This is a genomic window from Streptomyces sp. NPDC048643, assembly GCF_040650615.1.
Classification (GTDB): domain Bacteria; phylum Actinomycetota; class Actinomycetes; order Streptomycetales; family Streptomycetaceae; genus Streptomyces.
Genome location: NZ_JBEZHO010000009.1, coordinates 97,412 through 115,886, shown reverse-complemented (window position 1 = coordinate 115,886; position 18,475 = coordinate 97,412). Strand labels below are relative to the sequence as shown.

Below are 18,475 nucleotides of genomic sequence, written 5' to 3'. Positions count from 1 at the left end.
GGCTGGGCACCAGTCCCGGCCGGCGCTTTTCGCCGTCCCGGGTCCCTAGGGCGCGGTCGCCGCGGCGCTCCTGAGCTGCTTGGCCGCCTTACGGGCCCGCAGCGCCTTGACCACGGTGTGGACGCGGATCGAGGTGAACACGAGGACCGCGAGGCCGAGGAGGGCGCCGATCGGCGCCCGGTCCCGGGCAGCGGCGTAGAAGAGCCCGATGGTGAAGGGGACGCCCACGACGATGAGCAGCGGCTCGCGCACCCAGAACGGGAGCACGCGAAGGATGAGTCCGACCATGCGGCCACCTCATCAGGTGCATGCCGGCAGCTGCTGTGACGGAGGCCACAGTTCCGCCAGGCGGAACCGGATCGTTGCGGGACGGACGACTCGCCGGACGACTCGCCGGACGACGGGTCGGCGGCGGGACGCCCGGCCGGCGACGCCCGTCGCGGCGGCGGGATCGCGGTCCGGGCCGTCGGGGCTTTCGGACCGGCGCCTCCCGATGCCCGGTTCCGCTCGGATTCGGGTAGCTTCGAAGACATGAGGGCCGCACGCACCCGAGGGATTCCGGGCCTGTTGGTCGCACTGACACTCGCGGCCCTGGCCATGCTGTCGTTCGCGCCCGGAGCCCACGCGGCCACCAGCGTCTCCACCGTCGCCGCCGCCCTGCGCGAGAGCCCGGTCTACGTGGACCCGGCCGCCGCCGACCAGCTCTCCGCCGTGCAGGCGTCCGCGCTCGTCGAGAAGATCGAGAAGGCGGACAAGCCCGTCTTCGTCGCCGTGCTCCCGGCCGGCTTCCCGACCCAGGACCTCTTCCGGAACCTGCGCACCTCGACGGGCGTCACGGGCCTGTACGCGATCCGGCTCGGCGACCGCTTCGACGCCCGCGCCGACTCCGCCGTGATGTCCGGCAGCGCCGTGCGGAACCTCGTCACCAGCGTCCAGGGCGAGCGGGACGCGAACACCCAGCTGAACGACTTCACGGACAGCGCGCTCGCCAACATCCGGGGCTCGGCACCCTCGAGCTGGAGCGGCGGCGGAGGCGGCGACGGTGTCTCCGCGGGCGCGCTGATCGCGGTCGGCGCCGTGGTCGTGATCGGCGGCGCGGGCGCCTACACGGTCGTGCGGCGCAAGCGGCGCCGCCGCGAGGAGGAGCAGCGGGCGGCGCTCGAACGGCTCCGCGTCGTCGTGGACGAGGACATCACCGCCTTCGGCGAGGAACTGGACCGCCTCGACTTCCATCCCGCCGAGGCGGGCGCCGACGACACCATGCGCGCGGACTACGAGCGTGCCCTGGACGCCTACGAACGGGCGAAGTCGTCGATGGCGGCCGCCCGGCGCCCGGAGGACGTGCGGGCCGTGACCGAGGCGCTGGAGGACGGCCGGTTCTCGCTCGCCGTGCTCGCCGCGCGCCGCGAGGGCCGCCCGGTCCCCGAGCGCCGCGCGCCCTGCTTCTTCGACCCCCGGCACGGCCCCTCGGTCGCCGACGCCCGGTGGACTCCGGCCGGGGGCGCAGCGCGCGAGGTCCCGGTGTGCGCGGCGGACCGGGCGCGCCTGGCCGACGGCACGGACCCGGCGGTCCGCGAGGTCGACACGGAGCACGGCCGCCGTCCGTACTGGGACGCGGGCCCGGCGTACGGCCCGTGGGCGGGCGGCTACTTCGGCGGCGGCCTGCTTCCCGGCCTGCTCGTCGGCACCGTACTCGGCAGTTGGATGGCGAGCCCCGCCTACGCCGCCGACTACGGCTCCGGCTACGGCGACTTCGGCGGCGGCGACGTCTCCGGCGCCGACTACGACTCGGGCGACTTCGGAGGCGGCTTCGGGGACGGCGGGGGTGGCTTCGGGGACGGCGGCGGGGGCGGCGACTTCGGCGGCGGAGGAGACTTCGGCGGGGGTTTCTGACCGACCCGGGCCGCCGGGGGGCTGCCCTGCCTACGCGTCCGGCAGTGCCAGCCAGTCGCTCCATGACAGGTCCCGGCCGATGAACCGGGGCCGGGTGAAGGGCCACTCCTCGGCGATCCACCGCGGGACGAGCAGGTCCAGTTCCCGTTCGAGGTCCGTACCGACGCTGTCGTCCACCACCCACCAGGAGATGTCCGCGTCGGCGCCCGCCTTCTCCGGCGGGTCGATGTAGACGCAGCCGAACTCGGTCGTCCCGGCGGCGTCGAACAGCACGTAGTTGAAGGACTCGTGGGCGGCGATCTCCCTCGCGTGCCGCTCCAGGTCCTTCAGGTTCGCGTCGTACGTCATGGTCTCGGCGGGCCAGCCCCATGCCTCTCCGAAGATCGACCACAGCCGCTCGCGCGACCCCATGACGGTCGGGTAGTCGACGGCGGCGTCGCCCCCGGTGATGGGCCGCAGATGGCACCCGCCGGGCACCTCGACGCGCGGCGGATGGACGAAGTCGGGGGGAAGCCAGCTCATACCCGGAGGCTAACGACCGTGCGGGCGGGGCGCACCGGGTTAAATCCCGGACCCACGACCGCGAGGACATCGCGCCACCGCGCCACCGCACGTGGGCGATCCGGCGTCCTCGTAGGCCGGTCGACGGTGCCGCACGCCTCCGGGCGGCGCGCGTCGGGCTAGCGTTCCCCCATGGCCCATTCCGGCGGGACCGAGGAAACGGCAGGCGTCGAGACCTTCGCGGACGTGGAGGCGATGGACGCGTGGCTGACCGAGCACGCCGGACTCCAGGGCGGTGTCTGGGTGAAGGTCGCGAAGAAGGGCGCCGGGCCGGTCTCCGTCGGCGCCGCGGACGTCAACGACGTGGCGCTGTGCCACGGTTGGATCACGGGCCACCGCAAGGGGTACGACGACGTGTGGTTCCTCCAGCGGATCACCCCGCGCCGGCCCGGCAGCGTGTGGTCGGCGGTGAACGTGCGACGCGTCGAGGAACTCACCGAGGCGGGACGCATGCGGCCCGGAGGCCTCGCGGAGGTCGCCTCCGCCCGGGCGGACGGCCGGTGGGCGGCGGCCTACGCCTCGCAGAAGGAGGCCACGGTCCCCGACGACCTGGACTCGGCGCTGGGTGAGAGCCCGCGGGCCCGGAGCTTCTTCGACGGACTGGGCCGGACCGACCGGTACCGGGCCGTGGTGGGACTGCTGCGGGCGCGGACCCCGGAGACCCGGGCGGCCCGTCTGCGGGCCGTGCTCGCCGAACTGGAGGCGGGTCGACGGCCGAAGTGAGGGGCCGGAACGCCGGAGCGCCCGCCCCTCCGCCCACGGAGGGCGGGGGTACGGGCGCGCTCGGGATACCGCGTGAGCGAAGCCCGGCCGGTTGATCACCGGCCGGAGTCGGTCGCTCAGTCGGCGTTGCGGATCGCTGAGATGTCGAAGTTCAGCTTGATCTTGTCGGAGACGAGGACGCCACCGGTCTCCAGGGCCGCGTTCCAGGTGATGCCCCACTCGGAGCGCAGGATCTCGGCCTTGCCCTCGAAGCCCACGCGCTCGTTGCCGAAGGGGTCCTTCGCGGCGCCGTTGAACTCCAGGTCGATGCTGATCTCCTTGGTGGTGCCGAGGATCTCCAGGTCACCGGTGATGCGGTAGTCGTCGCCGCCCAGGGCCTCGGCCCTGGTGGAGCGGAAGGTCATCGTCGGGAACTCGTCGATCTTGAAGAAGTCGGCGCTCTTCAGGTGACCGTCACGGTCGGCGGAACCGGTGTCGATGCTGTCCATCTTGATGTCGAGGGTGGCCGTCGACTTGGCCGGGTCGCCGCCGTCCAGGTGGAGCGCGCCCTCGAAGTCCTTGAACGAGCCCTTGACGTTGGTGACCATCGCGTGGCGCGCGACGAAGCCGATCGTCGAGTGCGCGGGGTCGATCGTGTACTCACCGGTCAGCGCCGACAGCTCCGGGCTGACAGGAGTCGCGGCGGAGGCCGGCGACTCGGCGGCGTCGGTGGACTTGCGGCCGAAGATACCCATGACGTTCTCCTTGAGGGGACGGGCCACGGTTCGGTTCGGAGCCGTAGCGTTGGTCTGTTGAATCTTCAACGAGGTCAACAGGGGGAACCGTAGACCTATTCCGTTCAAGTTTCAACATCATCCGCAATGTGTCTGTGGCGTCACGTTATGTCATCTCCCACCGCCCTCTGGCGAACGCGCGTAGAACTCGGGCACCATCTGCGTGCACCCCCTGCACAGCCGCCCCACAGGAAGCACGGCCGTACGCCGTACGGCCGCCGACGGTCCTTCGCAGGAAAGGTTCCCCCCGCATGAAGCTCAGGTCCGCGCTGACCGCTCTCGCCCTCGTCGTCGCCCCCGGTGTCGCCGTCGTCGGCACCTCCACCGACGCCTTCGCCGCCACCAAGATCAGCCACGCCACCGCGACCTCGATGTTCCGCCAGGTGGGCATCACCTGGTCCTCCTCCGGCGGTTGCTCCGACCGCAACAACTCCACCTGTACGTCCTTCGACCAGCTGAACCAGGCCACCGCGCAGGGCGCCCAGACCCTCAAGGGGGCCAGCGGCTGCGCGCTCAACATCACCGGCGGCACCGAGACCGGCCACGCGAGCGGTACCTACTCGCACTGGAACGGCTACAAGCTCGACTTCGGCAAGAGCACCTGCGTGACGGGCTACATCAAGAACACCTTCACCTACATAGGTCTGCGTGGTGACGGCGCTCCGCAGTACAAGTCCGGCTCCGGCAACATCTACGCCGACGAGGGCAACCACTGGGACGTCCTCTACTACAACTGTGGCGGCTGCTGAGCCCTCGCGCGAGGTGGCGCGGACCGCCGTCCGGGGGTCCGCGTCACTCCGAGGATGGCATGTGCTCCTCATGAATGTGAGGTGGCTCTCAGTGGAAGTCTTTGTCTGACCCCTACAAGCAGAGGCCCCTCTGAGCAGTCCGATTGCCTGCATGAGGTGGTGGTTCTGTTCAGGGTTACCAGGAAAACGGGCCGGAGACTGTGCAGAGTCGACGGGCCCCTTTCCTTGGTGGACTTCGTATGGTCACTACATGACCGTTTTGGACGAGGCCGGCTCCGCAGGCTCCACGAGCTCCACAGGTGAACCGACGGACGCGCGCGGGCGTGTGGCGGAGCTGCACGCGATCCGTGCCGAGGCTCTGCGCGGACCCAGCGAGAAGGCGACCGAGGCGCAGCACGCCAAGGGCAAGCTGACCGCCCGGGAGCGCATCGAGCTGCTGCTGGACGCGGGCTCGTTCCAGGAGGTCGAGCAGCTGCGCCGGCACCGGGCGACCGGGTTCGGCCTGGAGGCGAAGAAGCCGTACACCGACGGTGTCATCACCGGCTGGGGCACGGTCGAGGGCCGCACGGTCTTCGTGTACGCCCACGACTTCCGCATCTTCGGGGGCGCGCTCGGCGAGGCGCACGCCACGAAGATCCACAAGATCATGGACATGGCCATCGCGGCCGGTGCGCCGCTGGTCTCCCTGAACGACGGCGCCGGCGCCCGTATCCAGGAGGGCGTCTCCGCGCTCGCCGGCTACGGCGGCATCTTCCAGCGCAACACCAAGGCCTCCGGCGTCATCCCGCAGATCTCGGTGATGCTCGGCCCGTGCGCGGGCGGCGCGGCCTACAGCCCCGCCCTGACGGACTTCGTCTTCATGGTCCGCGAGACCTCGCAGATGTTCATCACCGGCCCGGACGTGGTCAAGGCGGTGACGGGCGAGGAGATCACCCAGAACGGCCTGGGCGGCGCCGACGTCCACGCGGAGACCAGCGGTGTCTGCCACTTCGCGTACGACGACGAGGAGACCTGCATCGCCGAGGTGCGCTACCTCCTGTCGATGCTCCCGCAGAACAACCGCGAGAACCCGCCGCGCGCCGACTCGGACGACCCGTCCGACCGTCGCAGCGAGGTGCTGCTGGACCTGGTCCCGGCCGACGGCAACCGTCCGTACGACATGACCAAGGTCATCGAGGAACTCGTCGACGACGGCGACTACCTGGAGGTCCACGAGCGCTGGGCCCGCAACATCATCTGCGCGCTGGCCCGTCTCGACGGCCAGGTCGTCGGCATCGTCGCCAACCAGCCGCAGAGCCTCGCGGGTGTCCTCGACATCGAGGCCTCGGAAAAAGCTGCACGCTTTGTGCAGATGTGTGACGCTTTCAATATCCCGATCATCACGTTGCTGGATGTCCCTGGATTCCTTCCGGGCGTCGACCAGGAGCACGGCGGGATCATCCGGCACGGCGCGAAGCTGCTGTACGCGTACTGCAACGCGACGGTGCCGCGGATCTCGCTCATCCTGCGCAAGGCGTACGGAGGTGCCTACATCGTCATGGACAGCCAGTCCATCGGGGCCGACCTCACCTATGCCTGGCCCACGAACGAGATCGCCGTGATGGGCGCCGAGGGCGCCGCCAACGTCATCTTCCGCCGCCAGATCGCCGAGGCCGCCGACCCCGAGGCCATGCGCGTCCGCATGGTCAAGGAGTACAAGGCCGAGCTGATGCACCCCTACTACGCCGCCGAGCGCGGTCTGGTCGACGACGTCATCGACCCCGCCGAGACCCGCGAGGTCCTGATCAAGTCGCTCGCGATGCTCCACACCAAGCACGCGGACCTGCCCTCCCGCAAGCACGGCAACCCCCCGCAGTAACCCTGCGGATCCTCCGCGGTACCGCCGCGGAAACCTCTCTCACGGAGACTGAGACCTATGAGCACCCCTGACATCCGCGTCGAGAAGGGCCACGCCGAGCCCGAGGAGGTCGCCGCCATCACGGCGATCCTGCTGGCTCGTGCCGCCGCCGCTCCCACCGATGCCGCTCCGGCCCACCGTGCCCGCCCGCGGGCCGGGTGGCGCCGCCTGGAGCGCGAGGGCGGCTTCCGCGCCCCGCACAGCTGGCACTGAGCGTCCTGACGACCGACAGCCCCGCCCCTCCGAGCCGGAGGAGCGGGGCTGTGGCGTTCTCCGGACCCCGGCGGCCCGCCGTCCGGCTCCGGTACCGCCGGCGCCCAGGAGGCCGCCCAACCCGCCCTCACGGACCGCGAGTTCGGGTGCCCGACGGACAACGGCCCCCGCTTCTCCGGGAGGAGAAGCGAGGGCCGACGCCTCGGAGGTGGGGGAGGGCTAGCGGAGCCGCGCCATCAGAGCGTGCTCCACGAGCGTGATCAGCGCCGACTTGGCGTCCGCACGGTGGCGGGCGTCCGTCGTGATGATCGGGGTGTCCGGGCCGATCTGGAGGGCCTCGCGGACCTCGTCCGGGTTGTACGGCTGGCTGCCGTCGAAGCCGTTGAGGGCGATGACGAACGGCAGGCCGCTGTTCTCGAAGTAGTCGACCGCGGGGAAGCAGTCGGCGAGACGCCGGGTGTCGACCAGGACGATCGCGCCGATGGCGCCGCGGACCAGGTCGTCCCACATGAACCAGAAGCGGTCCTGACCCGGCGTACCGAAGAGGTACAGGATCAGGTCCTGGTCCAGGGTGATGCGGCCGAAGTCCATGGCGACGGTCGTCGTCGTCTTGTCTCCGGTGTGCGTGAGGTCGTCGATGCCCGCGGATGCGGACGTCATGACGGCCTCGGTGCGCAGCGGGTTGATCTCCGAGACGGCGCCGACGAACGTGGTCTTGCCCACGCCGAAGCCGCCCGCCACCACGATCTTCGCGGACGTGGTGGAGCGGGAAGGCCCTCCGCTAGAGCTTGCGAAGTCCACTGAGCACCCTTTCGAGCAATGTCACGGCTGGCTGGCCGCCGGCGCTCTCGTCGCCGCCCGGCTGATGAATGGCGACCAGGCCCGCTTCCGCCAAGTCGGCGACGAGGATCCTGGCGACACCGAGAGGGATGGTCAGCAGGGCCGAGATCTCGGCCACCGACTTGATCTCCCGGCAGAGGTTGCAGATGCGCTGATGCTCGGGCAACTGGCCCTGCATCTGGTGCGGCTGCGCGGTGGTGTGCACCAGCGCCTCGATGGCGAGCTGGTAGCGGGGCCTGGTGCGGCCGCCCGTCATGGCGTACGGACGCACCAGAGGGTTGGACGCCCCGGTGGGCGACGGCTCGGGCGAGCGCCGCTGCGGTTGTACGGGCTGGATGCGCGGCGCGGCCGGCTGGTCGTACGGAGACGGCCCGGGGCCCTGGGGACCCTGCGGGTACGGCTGCTGACGCCGCTGGCTGGGCGCGGAGGGAAAGTTGTACCGGTTCGGGTTCTGCGAACCGTCGCCCTGGCCGCCCTGCCCCTGGCCGGGGCCGTACGACCAGTTGCCCGAAGACGAACCGCCTGGGGGTGTCACCACTTTCTCCTCCTCCGACTGTGCCGGGAACCCGTCACTGTGGGTCCGCGTCCCGAAACCTTACGGCCACAAGACGCCAATACGCACCGTCTGTCTGTTAGTTGAGAAGGCTGCCCTGGAGCTCCGCACGGAGATCCGGGGTCAGGACCGTGCCCGCACGGTCCACCAGAAGCGCCATCTCGTACCCAATGAGACCGATGTCCGCCTCCGGGTGTGCAAGGACCGCGAGCGACGAACCATCGGAAACGGACATGAGGAAGAGGAATCCTCGCTCCATCTCCACAACCGTCTGGTTCACATGGCCGCCCTCGAAGATGCGGGACGCGCCCGCGGTCAGCGAGGTCAGACCGGACGCGACGGCGGCCAGCTGGTCGGCGCGGTCACGGGGAAAGCCTTCGGACATGGCCAGAAGGAGTCCGTCGGCGGAGACCACCACCGTGTGCGACACCCCGGGGGTGTTGTCCACGAAATTGGTGATCAACCAGTTCAGGTTCTGTGCCGCCTGGCTCATCGGACTCACACTAACGCTCCTGGTTGTAGGTGCTGTCAGAGCCGAAGCCCTGACCGTTCGTGTCACTACCTGCATTGCGTCCCCGCTCGACACCCCGGCGCAGGTTGCTCAGCCTGCCCCGGACGTCCTCGGGAGCGCGGGAGACCTGGGGGCCGCCCTGGGGTGTGGATTCCGCGGTGCCCTCGACCAGGTTGGCCTTGGGTACCCGCCGGGGCAGACCGGACGAGGTGACCCCGCCGGCCTTCGGCTTCTTCAGCTGCTCGGCGCGCTGCCACCGGTCGTCGTTGGACGAGCGCCAGTCGTCGCCCTTGCCGTCGGGAGCCGGCGCGGCCTGCTCCTTCTGGTGGTTCGCGGGGCTCTGGCCGTTGCCGTTGACGTTGCCGCCGGCGGTGGATCCGCGGCGGGGCAGTCCGGCATCGGTCATCGCGTGGGCGGCCGAGGGGGCCGGTCCCGGACGACTGAAGCCTACGCGGTCCTGCTCACCGACGTCAGCGGCCTGCGGTGATTCCGCTTGCGGAGCGTACTCGGAGCGATAGCCGCCCTGGTAGGCGTTCTGCTGCGGCCAGTCGTCCTGGTAGGACGGCTCTTCGAAGCCCGAATGCGTCTCCGGCGCGGAACCCCGCGCTCCGGCGTGCTCCTCCTGGACCGCCTCCGGATAGGAGGCCTCCGGGTAGCCGCCGGTGGACGGGAAGTACGCCTCGTCGTACGCAGCGCGCTGCGGCTCCTCGTACGACGTCTGCTGGTCGTACGTCGTCTGCTGCTCCTCGTGCACGCCCTGGCCGCCGTCGTACGCCGGAGCGCCGTTGTAGGGCGGCTGTCCGTTGTCGTAGGGCTGCCGGCCGTCGAAGCCCTCGGCGTACCCCTGCGGGCCCTCGATGGCCTCCATGCCCTGTGCCTGGGCCTCCAGGGCCGCCCGGCGCTCCTCGCGCATCAGGGAGCGGCCCACCGGGTCGAGGTCGCGGATGTCGTCCGGGACCTCGTAGCGGCTGTCGTCGAAGCCGAGGTCCGCGGCGGTGAGCAGCGGCTGCTGCTGCTGGCCCCCGAAGCTCTCGCCCGGGAACGACTGCTGCTGCTCCGGGATGATCTGGGAGACGGTGAACTCGTCGCGCATCGGCTGCTCGCCGCCGCCACCGTGGGTGATGGCGTCGGGGAGCATGACCAGCGAGGTGGTGCCGGCCTGCTCGCCCGAGGGACGCAGCTGGACGCGGATCCCGTGCCGGTCGGACAGCCGGCCGACCACGAAGAGGCCCATGCGCTGGGAGATCGCGGCGTCCACGGTCGGCGGGTTGGCCAGCTTGTGGTTGATGTCCGCGAAGTCCTCGGCGGTGAGGCCGATGCCCTTGTCGTGGATCTCGACCATGATGCGGCCGTCCGGGAGACGGGTCGCGGTGACGCGGACCTTGGTCTGCGGGGAGGAGAACGTGGTGGCGTTCTCCAGGAGCTCGGCGAGCAGGTGCACGAGGTCGGTCACGGCGCGGCCGTGGATCTCGGCCTCCGGGACACCGGAGAGCTCGATGCGCTCGTACTGCTCCACCTCGGAGGAGGCGGCGCGCAGCACGTCCACCAGCGGGACCGGCTGGTCCCAGCGGCGGCCGGGCTCCTCGCCGGCGAGGACCAGGAGGTTCTCGCCGTTGCGGCGCATACGGGTCGCGAGGTGGTCCAGCCGGAAGAGGCTCTCCAGCTGGTCCGGGTCGGCCTCGTTGTTCTCCAGCTCGGTGATCAGGGTCAGCTGGCCCTCGATCAGGGACTGGTTGCGGCGCGACAGGTTGGTGAAGATCGCGTTGATGTTGCCGCGCAGGAGGGCCTGCTCGGCGGCCAGCCGGACCGCCTCGCGGTGGACCTGGTCGAAGGCGCGTGCGACCTCGCCGATCTCGTCCGTGGTGGTGATCGGGATCGGCTGGACGCGGGTGTCGACGCGGCCCGGGTCGGTGCGCGAGAGCTGGTCGACCAGCATCGGCAGACGCTGCTCGGCGACGTTGAAGGCCGCGTTGCGCAGCTGCCGCATCGAGCGGCTCATCTGGCGGGCCACCATGCCGGCCAGGATGAACGCGGCGAGCAGGGCGATCACGACGGCCGCGCCGGTGATGATGGCGTCGGTCTTGGCGTCGGCGGAGATGTCGGCGGCCTCGGCCACGGCCTTGTCGGAGAGGTCCGACTCGATCTGGCGGTAGGCGTTGTACTTGGCGGTGTTGACCGCCCACCAGTTCTGCGCGGTGATGCCCTTGCCGGCCAGGGCGGCGCGGTCGCTGTCCTCAGGAGACTTGAGCTGCGCGAGCGTCGTGACCATCACGGTCGGGTCGGACGGCGGCTTCACGTAGTTCGGGTCGGCGGCCGCGGCCTGCTTCCCCTGCTCGGTCAGCTCGGCCTTGATCTTCGCCTGCGCGGCGGAGAGCTTGTCGGCGTCGGCCTGGGTGCCACCGCCGATGTACTCCTCGACGGCGATGCCCTCCAGGTAGGCGTACGAGGAGAGGGCGACGCGCTGGTTGGCGAGGCTGCTCAGGCCCGGGCCGGGCTGGACCAGCATGTGCATACCGATCGAGCGCTCCAGCGACAGGGCCGCCTTGGAGAGGGAGATCGCGTAGACCGTACGGCCGTAGCTGGTGATGTTTCCGGTGCCCAGACCGAGTTCGTTGGCGAACTCCATCAGCGGGTGCTGGATCTGGAGGTAGCCCTCCTCGGTCTTCACCCCGGGGAGCTTGGAGGTGTACGCGACCTTCCGCAGGGAGTCCAGACCGGGCTCGACCTTGCGGAAGATGGCGAGGCGCCGCTCCAGACCCGCCGTCTTCGGCATGTTCTGGGCCGCCGCGTCGAAGGCGTCGGCTGCGGTGTCGGTGTCCTTGCGGACGGCCGCGACGGCCGCCTTGTCCTTGGCGCTGGCCTGGCTGCCCTGGAGCAGTGGGGCCGCGCTGACGTCACGCTCGACGAACAGCTTGTCGCCGTAGTTCAGCGCCGCCTGCACCAGACGCGCCGTCTTCTCGGCGTCCTGGGCCTGCTGCCAGGTGTCGATCGAGCTCCTCACCTGGAAGCCGCCCATGACGAGGCCGACCACCACGGGTATGAGCAGGATCGCGTTCAGCCTGGCCGGCACTCGCCAGTTGCGCGGGGAGAAACGGCCGCCGCTCGGCGCGGGGGCCGGGACGGGCTCCGGGCCGGGCATGTGTGCGGGCGCCGCTCCGCGCGGCGGCGGGGTGAAGTTGCCCCGTGCCGACGGCTCGGGACCGTTCGTGCTTCGCCTCACTCGACCAACAACCTCTCGGCGTCGGCACCTACGTTGTGCCGCGGTATCTCCAGCGCCCGTGACTTAGCTACTGGGCAGTTCAGCGCATTCCAGCACGTCAGGGAGCGCCCTTCCAAACACTCGGAACCTGTGATTCCGGGTGGCATCGACCACAGATAAAACGGTCATAAAGAGCGAGCCCCGCCAAAAGGCGGGGCTTTCGTGAGCGCAGCGGTACCGGGTGACCGCGAACCGTGTCGGCGCCGGTGAAATTCTCTGTCGAAACGTTATGAACACTGTGGCCGACCGTGTCAAACGACACAGCCGGCTCCAGTTCGTCTACGACAACTTCCTTAGGGACCTGTCGACTTGGCTGCTACCGCAGTCGAGCCATCAGAGCGTGCTCGACGAGCGTGATCAGAGCGCTCTTCGCATCCGCACGGTGTCGGGCGTCCGTCGTGATGATCGGAGCGTCCGGACCGATCTGGAGGGCCTCGCGTACTTCCTCGGGGTTGTACGGCTGGTGACCGTCGAAGCCGTTGAGGGCGATGACGAACGGCAGGCCGCTGTTCTCGAAGTAGTCGACCGCGGGGAAGCAGTCGGCGAGACGCCGGGTGTCGACCAGGACCACCGCGCCGATGGCGCCGCGGACCAGGTCGTCCCACATGAACCAGAAGCGGTCCTGACCCGGCGTACCGAAGAGGTACAGGATCAGGTCCTGGTCCAGGGTGATACGTCCGAAGTCCATGGCCACCGTCGTGGTGGTCTTGTCCCCGGTGTGGGTGAGGTCGTCGATGCCCGCCGAAGCGGACGTCATGACGGCCTCGGTGCGCAGCGGGTTGATCTCGGAGACGGCACCCACGAACGTGGTCTTGCCGACACCGAAGCCACCCGCCACGACGATCTTCGCGGAGGTGGTCGCCCGGCCTCCGTCAGAGCTTGCGAAGTCCACTGAGCACCCTTTCGAGCAAAGTCACGTCCGGCGCGCCGCCGTTGTTCTCATCGCCGCCAGGCTGGTGAATGGCGACCAGTCCGGCCTCCGCGAGGTCCGCGACGAGGATCCTGGCCACACCGAGAGGCATGGACAGGAGGGCCGAGACCTCGGCCACCGACTTCACTTCCCGGCACAGGTGGCAGATGCGCTGGTGTTCGGGGAGCAGCCCCATCAGCTGCGCCGGGTCGGCCGTGGTGCTGATCAGCGCCTCTATGGCGAGTTGGTACCGCGGCCGGGTCCGGCCGCCGGTCATCGCGTACGGACGTACCAGCGGCTGGTCGCCCTCGTCCCCGTACGGCTCAGCGTACGGATCATGAGAGGCGGTGGGCGGGGTCATGAATCCTCCGGGCGGGACAGCAGGTCGGTCAGTCGTGCCGTCTGTTGAGGCCGGTGGGGGGATTGTGGCGGCCGGACGGTGATTTCGTGCGGTGTCTGGATCCGGGGGCGGTCAGTGAAGCAGACTGCCTTGTAGTTCGGCACGCAGGTCCGGCGTGAGGACAGCGCCCGCACGGTCGACGAGCAGTGCCATCTCGTAGCCGACGAGACCGATGTCGCACTCCGGGTGGGAGAGGACCGCGAGGGACGATCCGTCCGAGACGGACATCAGGAAGAGGAAGCCGCGCTCCATCTCCACGACCGTCTGGGCCACCGTCCCGCCCTCGAAGATCCGGGATGCCCCGGCGGTCAGCGAGGTCAGTCCGGAGGCGACGGCCGCCAGTTGGTCCGCGCGGTCGCGGGGGAAGCCTTCGGACATGGCCAGAAGGAGTCCGTCGGCGGACACGACGACGGTGTGGGACACCCCAGGGGTGTTGTCCACGAAGTTGGTGATCAACCAGTTGAGGTTCTGTGCCGCCTGGCTCATCGGGCTCAACTAACGCTCCTGCTGGTGAGTGGGGCTGGGGAAGCTGCCGGTCTGGCCGTTGGGAGCGGCCTGTCGACCTTGCTGAATGCCCCTACGGAGGTTGGTCAGCCGGCCGCGTACGTCATCAGGCGCACGGGAGACCTGCGGACCGCTTTGGTGCTGTTGCTGCTGTGCCGTGCCCGCGACGAGGTTGGCTCGCGGGACGCGGCGCGGCAGGCCCGAGGTCGTGACCCCGCCCGCCGACGGTTGACGGACGCGCTCTGCCTGCCGGACGAGGTCGTCGTTCGGAGAGCTGCGCCACGAGGTGGCGGCCGGTGCGGCGGCGGGCCGCTGCTGCGGCGCCGAGGAGCCCTGCGGCTGCTGGGGGGCAACCTGCGCGGATCCCTGGGAACCGTTGTTCTGGTGGGTGTCGTCCGCGCCGGCACCGTTCGCCTGACCGTGGAACCAGTTGGTCTCCAGGGTGTCGAACAGCGGCGTGCGGCCGTCACCGGGGCCCGCGGGCGGAAGCGCCTCGGGCTCCTGCGGACGTACGGGCGGCTGCGGGGCCGCCGGCCGCTCGAACTGTCCGGTGGACGAGGGGTCCTGCCGGTTGCCGTAGCCGGGCGCCGTGAACTGCCCGGTGGACGCGGGGTCCTGGGAAGCTCCGTAGCCGGGGCGCGCGAACTGGCCGGTGGACGACGGGTCCTGGGAGGCACCGTAACCCTGCGCGGCGAACTGGCCCGTGGAGGCCGGGTTCTGGCCGACGGGGGAGCCGCCGGGAGTGCCGTACACCTCCGGGCGGTGGTACTGCCCGGTGTTCTGGCCGCCGTTGACCTGACCGTTGTTGCCCTGGCCGTTGGCGTTCTGCCCGCCGTTGCTCAGGCCACCGTTGTTCAGACCGGTGTACTGCGGCGTGCCGGCGCCGGGGCGCGGGGCGTCGAAGTCGGGACGGGCGAACTCCGAGGTGGACGCGGGGCCCTGGTGGTCCTCGATCCGCGGCATGCGGGAGGTGGCCTCGGGGTCCTCGTGCCCGCGCGGGGCGTCGAGCGAAGCGCGCGGCACGGGCGGCTGCGCGTTGTCGTCGCTCCAACTCGGCGTACGGGAAGCGGTGTTGCCACCGGGCAGCTCGGCGCGAGCGCCACCGCGGCCCGGAAGCTGCGGCCGGCGACGGCTGCCCTTGCCGGCCTGCGGGGCCTGCGGCGGCGTGGCGGCGGGGGCGCTGTCGCCGAAGCCGTTCTGCTGCCGGGCGCCGGAGCCGTTGGTGGCGCCGAACGCGTTCTGCCGTCCGCCGGAGGTGTCACCGAAGGCGTTCGCGGAGCCCGGACCGTCGCCGAAGCCCTGCTGGTTGCCGTTGCCGGTCTGCAGACCCTGCGGAGTTCCCTGCGCGTTCTGTCCGAAGACACCCGCGCCGGCACCGGACGGAGCCGGCCTGCCCTGCTGTCCGGCACCCGGACCCTGCGGACCACGCGCACCGCCGGGAGCACCCGGGCGACCGCCCTGGTTGCTGCCGGGAAGCGCGGCCCGCGGACCCTGGCCGGCGCCGACCTGTCCGCGCTGCGGCGGGGCACCGAGGGAGCCGCCGGCGGCCGTGGGGGCCCCGGCACCGAGCGACGGACCGCCCTGCGAGCCGCTGCCGCGACGGGCCGCGGCCAGTCCGGCCGAGGCCTGCGCGGCGGCGGGTCCGCCACCCTGCATGCCCTGGCCGGGCTTGCCGGGGACGGGCTTCTTGCCGCCCTGGGCGACATCGACGGGCAGCATGACCAGCGCGGTCGTACCACCGGAGTCGGACGGGCGCAGCTGGATGCGGATGCCGTGGCGCTGCGACAGACGGCCGACCACGAAGAGGCCCATGCGGCGGGAGACGGAGACGTCCACGGTCGGCGGAGCGGCGAGCCGCTCGTTGATCGCGGCGAGGTCCTCGGGGGACAGGCCGATACCGGTGTCGTGGATCTCGATCAGCACCCGGCCGTCGGGCAGGGCGTGACCGGTGACCTTGACCTTGGTCTGCGGGGAGGAGAACGAGGTGGCGTTCTCGAGGAGCTCGGCGAGCAGGTGCACGAGGTCGTTGACCACACGGCCGGCCACTTCGGTGGTCGGCACGGAGGCCAGCTCGATGCGCTCGTACTGCTCCACCTCGGAGGCGGCGGCGCGGAGCACGTCGACCAGCGGGACCGGGCGGGTCCAGCGGCGGCCCGGCTCCTCACCGGCGAGGACGAGGAGGTTCTCGCCGTTACGGCGCATGCGGGTCGCGAGGTGGTCGAGCTTGAACAGCGAGGAGAGCTGGTCGGGGTCGGCCTCACGCGACTCCAGCTCGGATATGAGCGAGAGCTGGCGCTGGATAAGACCCTGGGAGCGGCGCGAGAGGTTGGTGAACATCGCGTTGACGTTGCCTCGCAGGAGGGCCTGCTCGGCGGCGAGGCGGACGGCCTCGCGGTGCACGTCGTCGAAGGCCGCGGCCACCTGGCCGATCTCGTCCCGGGAGTGCACACCGACGGACTCGACGGAGGTGTCGACGTCCTGCGGGTCCGATTCCGAGAGCTGCTTGACCAGCTCGGGCAGACGGTCCTGGGCGACCCGGGTGGCGGTGTCCTGCAGGCGGCGCAGCGAGCGGATCATGGACCGCGCCACCACGAAGGCGCCGACGAGCGAGACACCGAGGACGAGCAGGATCAGCGCACCCGAGATGATCGCTTCGCTCTCGGACTCGTTGCGCAGCTGACGGGCCTTCTGCTCCATCTCGCCGAGCAGCGTGGTCTCGATCGTCGACATCTTGTCGATCTTCGAGGTGTCGTCGTCGATCCAGTCCTTGTAGGACCGCTTGGCCTGCGTCTTCAGACCGTCGGGGCCCGCGAGTACACGCCGGGCGTACTTGTCGGCCGACTCGATGGTCGGGTTGGGGCCCTCGATCGGCTTCATCAGGTCGGCATAACCGCTGCCGTAGATGGTCTTGAAGCCGTTGATCTCCGAGTCCTGGCTCTCCTGCGCGGAGGACGCGTAGAGCCGGTCGTTCTCGGAGAGCGTTCCGAAGGTCTTCGGCTGCTCGGGCAGGGCCGCGGCGATGACGGCGCGCTGGACGGAGGCGTACTCCTTGGCGGTGGAGAAGGCCGTCAGCGCACGGGTGCGCTGGATCATCTCCGGGTTGCTGGTCGCCTCGGCCATGTCCTGCGAGAGCGCGAGCAGCTGGGTGACGAGGCGGTGGTACGCCTCGACCGTCTGCATCGAGTTCTTGGGGTCGTTGTAGGCGTCGTTGCGAATGGTGTTGAGCTTGATCAGCTCGCTCGCGATACCGACGAGGCTGTCGCGGACGCCGGAGAGCTGGCCCTTGGCCGTCGCGTCCTCGATGTCCTGTGTGCCCTCGAGGAAGTGCTTCTTCGCGACGTCCGTCGCGTCACGCACGCCCTTGACCGTGTAGTCGCTGGACGTGGCGCCGTGTGCCAGCGGGCCGGCCGAGAGGTCGCGTTCCTTCTGGAGCGCGACGGAGAGCTCGGTCGCCTGCTTGGTCATCTCGGTCAGCAGCTTCATGTTGTCGAGCTGCTGGATGTCGTCCATCGACTGGTTGATGCGCAGCGCGCCCAGCGAGGTCGCGGCGACCACGGGGAGCGCGAGCAGTGAGACCAGTCGCGTCGAGATGCGCCAGTTCCGCAGGGCGACGCGCGGGCCGGGGCCCGGGTTGCTCGGCGGCGTGGCGGCCGGTGTGGTGGCGGGAGCCTTGGGCTTCGCGCCGGAGCGAGCGGAGTGATCACCGCTGCCGCCGACCTCTGCCGGTCCCGGGTTCTGGGCGTGCTGGGGCGAGGAACCGCGGTCGGTCCCGCCGCGCGGCTCCGGCTCCGCCGAAGCGCTGCCATCCCTCTTGAAACGTCCCTGCACTAGCGTCGCAACCTCTGGACCAGGCGCCCCTCCGCGCGAACGGCGGGACGGTGTCGGCGTCGTACAAAGGCGCAGATGCGCCTCATGGTGTGGTCGTGAGTGACCGGCGCAGGCTCCCCTTTCCCGCCGCCACTCGGCGCTGCGTTGCGCCCCTGCGCGCCGGTTCGTATCCCGCGGCGGTCCGTGGAATTCCAGCACAGTGCAGGATCTCCAACAAGGGCCGAGTACCAGGCTGTGACCTCCGTGACAGCATGTGAGGGCCGCGTCACGAGATGTGCAAAGCGATCTCGTACATACCGGGCGTATGCCTACGAGCCACGGACGCGCACCCCCTGTCCCAGTCGCCATGATCAGGAGCGGAATGACTGCTTCAGTGGAGCAATGTCCGTTTGGTCGCCCGGGGTTGGGGGTGGCAATTGACCGCTTTGCCCCTGCGTGAGTGAGCAAACTCACACTACGATCATGGCGTCTTCACGGCTTCGCCCGGGAATTGCATGTTTAGCCTGACGCTTTACAGGGATGGCGAATCCGACAACCCGCGCCTATACGGGGCTCTTCGCCCCCGGCGCCCAGGACGACAAGGTCGAGTACAACGGTGAAGACGACGATGATGTTCCGCAACATTGCCAACCCGCGACGCACCACGCTGGCGCACCTCGACGACGCCGGTGCCCTCGGGACCGCGGAGCAGCCGGAGCACTCGCTCGACCTTCCGGGCCAGACCGCCAACCCCCGCCGCACCGTCCTCATGGAGGTCCCGGTCTCCGCGACCGCCGCCGAGTGAATCGGCCGGCCCGCGGCGACCGCCCCGGCGGACATACGCGAAGCCCGCACCCCTTGCCGCGTTAGCCTGGAGCGTCA

Annotated in this window: 17 protein-coding genes; 6 read left to right on the top strand and 11 right to left on the bottom strand. The window is 70.2% G+C overall.

Annotation, left to right across the window (positions count from 1 at the left end):
- Window positions 1-45: 45 nt before the first annotated feature.
- Window positions 46-288: a hypothetical protein gene (locus tag AB0C62_RS11960; protein WP_362972019.1), complete on the bottom strand. Its 243-nt coding sequence runs from the start codon at window positions 286-288 to the stop codon at window positions 46-48.
- Window positions 289-531: 243 nt separating this feature from the next.
- Here AB0C62_RS11960 and AB0C62_RS11955 point away from each other — a divergent pair, with 243 nt between their 5' ends.
- A complete protein-coding gene (locus tag AB0C62_RS11955) occupies window positions 532-1,893 on the top strand; it encodes a hypothetical protein (protein ID WP_362972017.1) in 1,362 nt (453 codons plus the stop codon).
- 30 nt (window positions 1,894-1,923) lie between these two features.
- Here the strand turns inward: AB0C62_RS11955 and AB0C62_RS11950 are convergent, their stop codons facing one another.
- Window positions 1,924-2,415: an N-acetyltransferase gene (locus AB0C62_RS11950; RefSeq protein WP_362972015.1), complete on the bottom strand. Its 492-nt coding sequence runs from the start codon at window positions 2,413-2,415 to the stop codon at window positions 1,924-1,926.
- Window positions 2,416-2,586: 171 nt separating this feature from the next.
- On the opposite strand from AB0C62_RS11950, the gene AB0C62_RS11945 reads away from it, so the two are divergent.
- Window positions 2,587-3,177, top strand: coding sequence for a YdeI/OmpD-associated family protein (locus AB0C62_RS11945; RefSeq protein ID WP_362972013.1), 591 nt, complete (start codon window positions 2,587-2,589; stop codon window positions 3,175-3,177).
- 116 nt (window positions 3,178-3,293) lie between these two features.
- Here AB0C62_RS11945 and AB0C62_RS11940 read toward each other — a convergent pair whose 3' ends face one another.
- On the bottom strand, window positions 3,294-3,911 hold the full coding sequence (locus AB0C62_RS11940) for a YceI family protein (protein WP_362972011.1): 618 nt from the start codon (window positions 3,909-3,911) through the stop codon (window positions 3,294-3,296).
- 290 nt (window positions 3,912-4,201) lie between these two features.
- On the opposite strand from AB0C62_RS11940, the gene AB0C62_RS11935 reads away from it, so the two are divergent.
- From AB0C62_RS11935 to AB0C62_RS11925, 3 genes are all read left to right on the top strand, one after another.
- Window positions 4,202-4,699, top strand: a complete 498-nt coding sequence (locus AB0C62_RS11935) for a hypothetical protein (protein ID WP_362972009.1) — start codon at window positions 4,202-4,204, stop codon at window positions 4,697-4,699.
- A 250-nt stretch (window positions 4,700-4,949) separates the two neighbouring features.
- A complete protein-coding gene (locus tag AB0C62_RS11930) occupies window positions 4,950-6,557 on the top strand; it encodes an acyl-CoA carboxylase subunit beta (RefSeq protein ID WP_164374136.1) in 1,608 nt (535 codons plus the stop codon).
- Between the two features lie 57 nt (window positions 6,558-6,614).
- Window positions 6,615-6,809, top strand: coding sequence for an acyl-CoA carboxylase subunit epsilon (locus AB0C62_RS11925; RefSeq protein ID WP_081219609.1), 195 nt, complete (start codon window positions 6,615-6,617; stop codon window positions 6,807-6,809).
- Window positions 6,810-7,028: 219 nt separating this feature from the next.
- Here AB0C62_RS11925 and AB0C62_RS11920 read toward each other — a convergent pair whose 3' ends face one another.
- From AB0C62_RS11920 to AB0C62_RS11885, 8 genes are all read right to left on the bottom strand, one after another.
- A complete protein-coding gene (locus AB0C62_RS11920; RefSeq protein WP_006375305.1) occupies window positions 7,029-7,610 on the bottom strand; it encodes an ATP/GTP-binding protein in 582 nt (193 codons plus the stop codon).
- Complete coding sequence (locus AB0C62_RS11915) at window positions 7,591-8,187, bottom strand: DUF742 domain-containing protein (protein ID WP_081219610.1); 597 nt, start codon at window positions 8,185-8,187, stop codon at window positions 7,591-7,593. The genes AB0C62_RS11920 and AB0C62_RS11915 overlap by 20 nt, the downstream gene beginning before the upstream one ends.
- 94 nt (window positions 8,188-8,281) lie before the next feature.
- Window positions 8,282-8,695, bottom strand: a complete 414-nt coding sequence (locus AB0C62_RS11910; protein WP_261709979.1) for a roadblock/LC7 domain-containing protein — start codon at window positions 8,693-8,695, stop codon at window positions 8,282-8,284.
- 10 nt (window positions 8,696-8,705) lie between these two features.
- Window positions 8,706-11,933: a nitrate- and nitrite sensing domain-containing protein gene (locus AB0C62_RS11905; protein ID WP_362972007.1), complete on the bottom strand. Its 3,228-nt coding sequence runs from the start codon at window positions 11,931-11,933 to the stop codon at window positions 8,706-8,708.
- A gap of 355 nt (window positions 11,934-12,288) precedes the next feature.
- A complete protein-coding gene (locus AB0C62_RS11900; protein ID WP_028802395.1) occupies window positions 12,289-12,864 on the bottom strand; it encodes an ATP/GTP-binding protein in 576 nt (191 codons plus the stop codon).
- Window positions 12,845-13,243 carry a DUF742 domain-containing protein gene (locus AB0C62_RS11895; protein WP_059131717.1) on the bottom strand — a complete coding sequence of 133 codons (399 nt, stop codon included), beginning with the start codon at window positions 13,241-13,243 and terminating at the stop codon, window positions 12,845-12,847. The genes AB0C62_RS11900 and AB0C62_RS11895 overlap by 20 nt, the downstream gene beginning before the upstream one ends.
- A gap of 111 nt (window positions 13,244-13,354) precedes the next feature.
- On the bottom strand, window positions 13,355-13,768 hold the full coding sequence (locus AB0C62_RS11890) for a roadblock/LC7 domain-containing protein (RefSeq protein WP_010984127.1): 414 nt from the start codon (window positions 13,766-13,768) through the stop codon (window positions 13,355-13,357).
- Between the two features lie 9 nt (window positions 13,769-13,777).
- Window positions 13,778-17,614: a nitrate- and nitrite sensing domain-containing protein gene (locus AB0C62_RS11885; RefSeq protein ID WP_362972005.1), complete on the bottom strand. Its 3,837-nt coding sequence runs from the start codon at window positions 17,612-17,614 to the stop codon at window positions 13,778-13,780.
- A gap of 595 nt (window positions 17,615-18,209) precedes the next feature.
- Here AB0C62_RS11885 and AB0C62_RS11880 point away from each other — a divergent pair.
- Entirely contained in the window at window positions 18,210-18,398 is a 189-nt protein-coding gene (locus AB0C62_RS11880) for a hypothetical protein (RefSeq protein ID WP_362972003.1), read from the top strand.
- Window positions 18,399-18,475 lie beyond the last annotated feature (77 nt).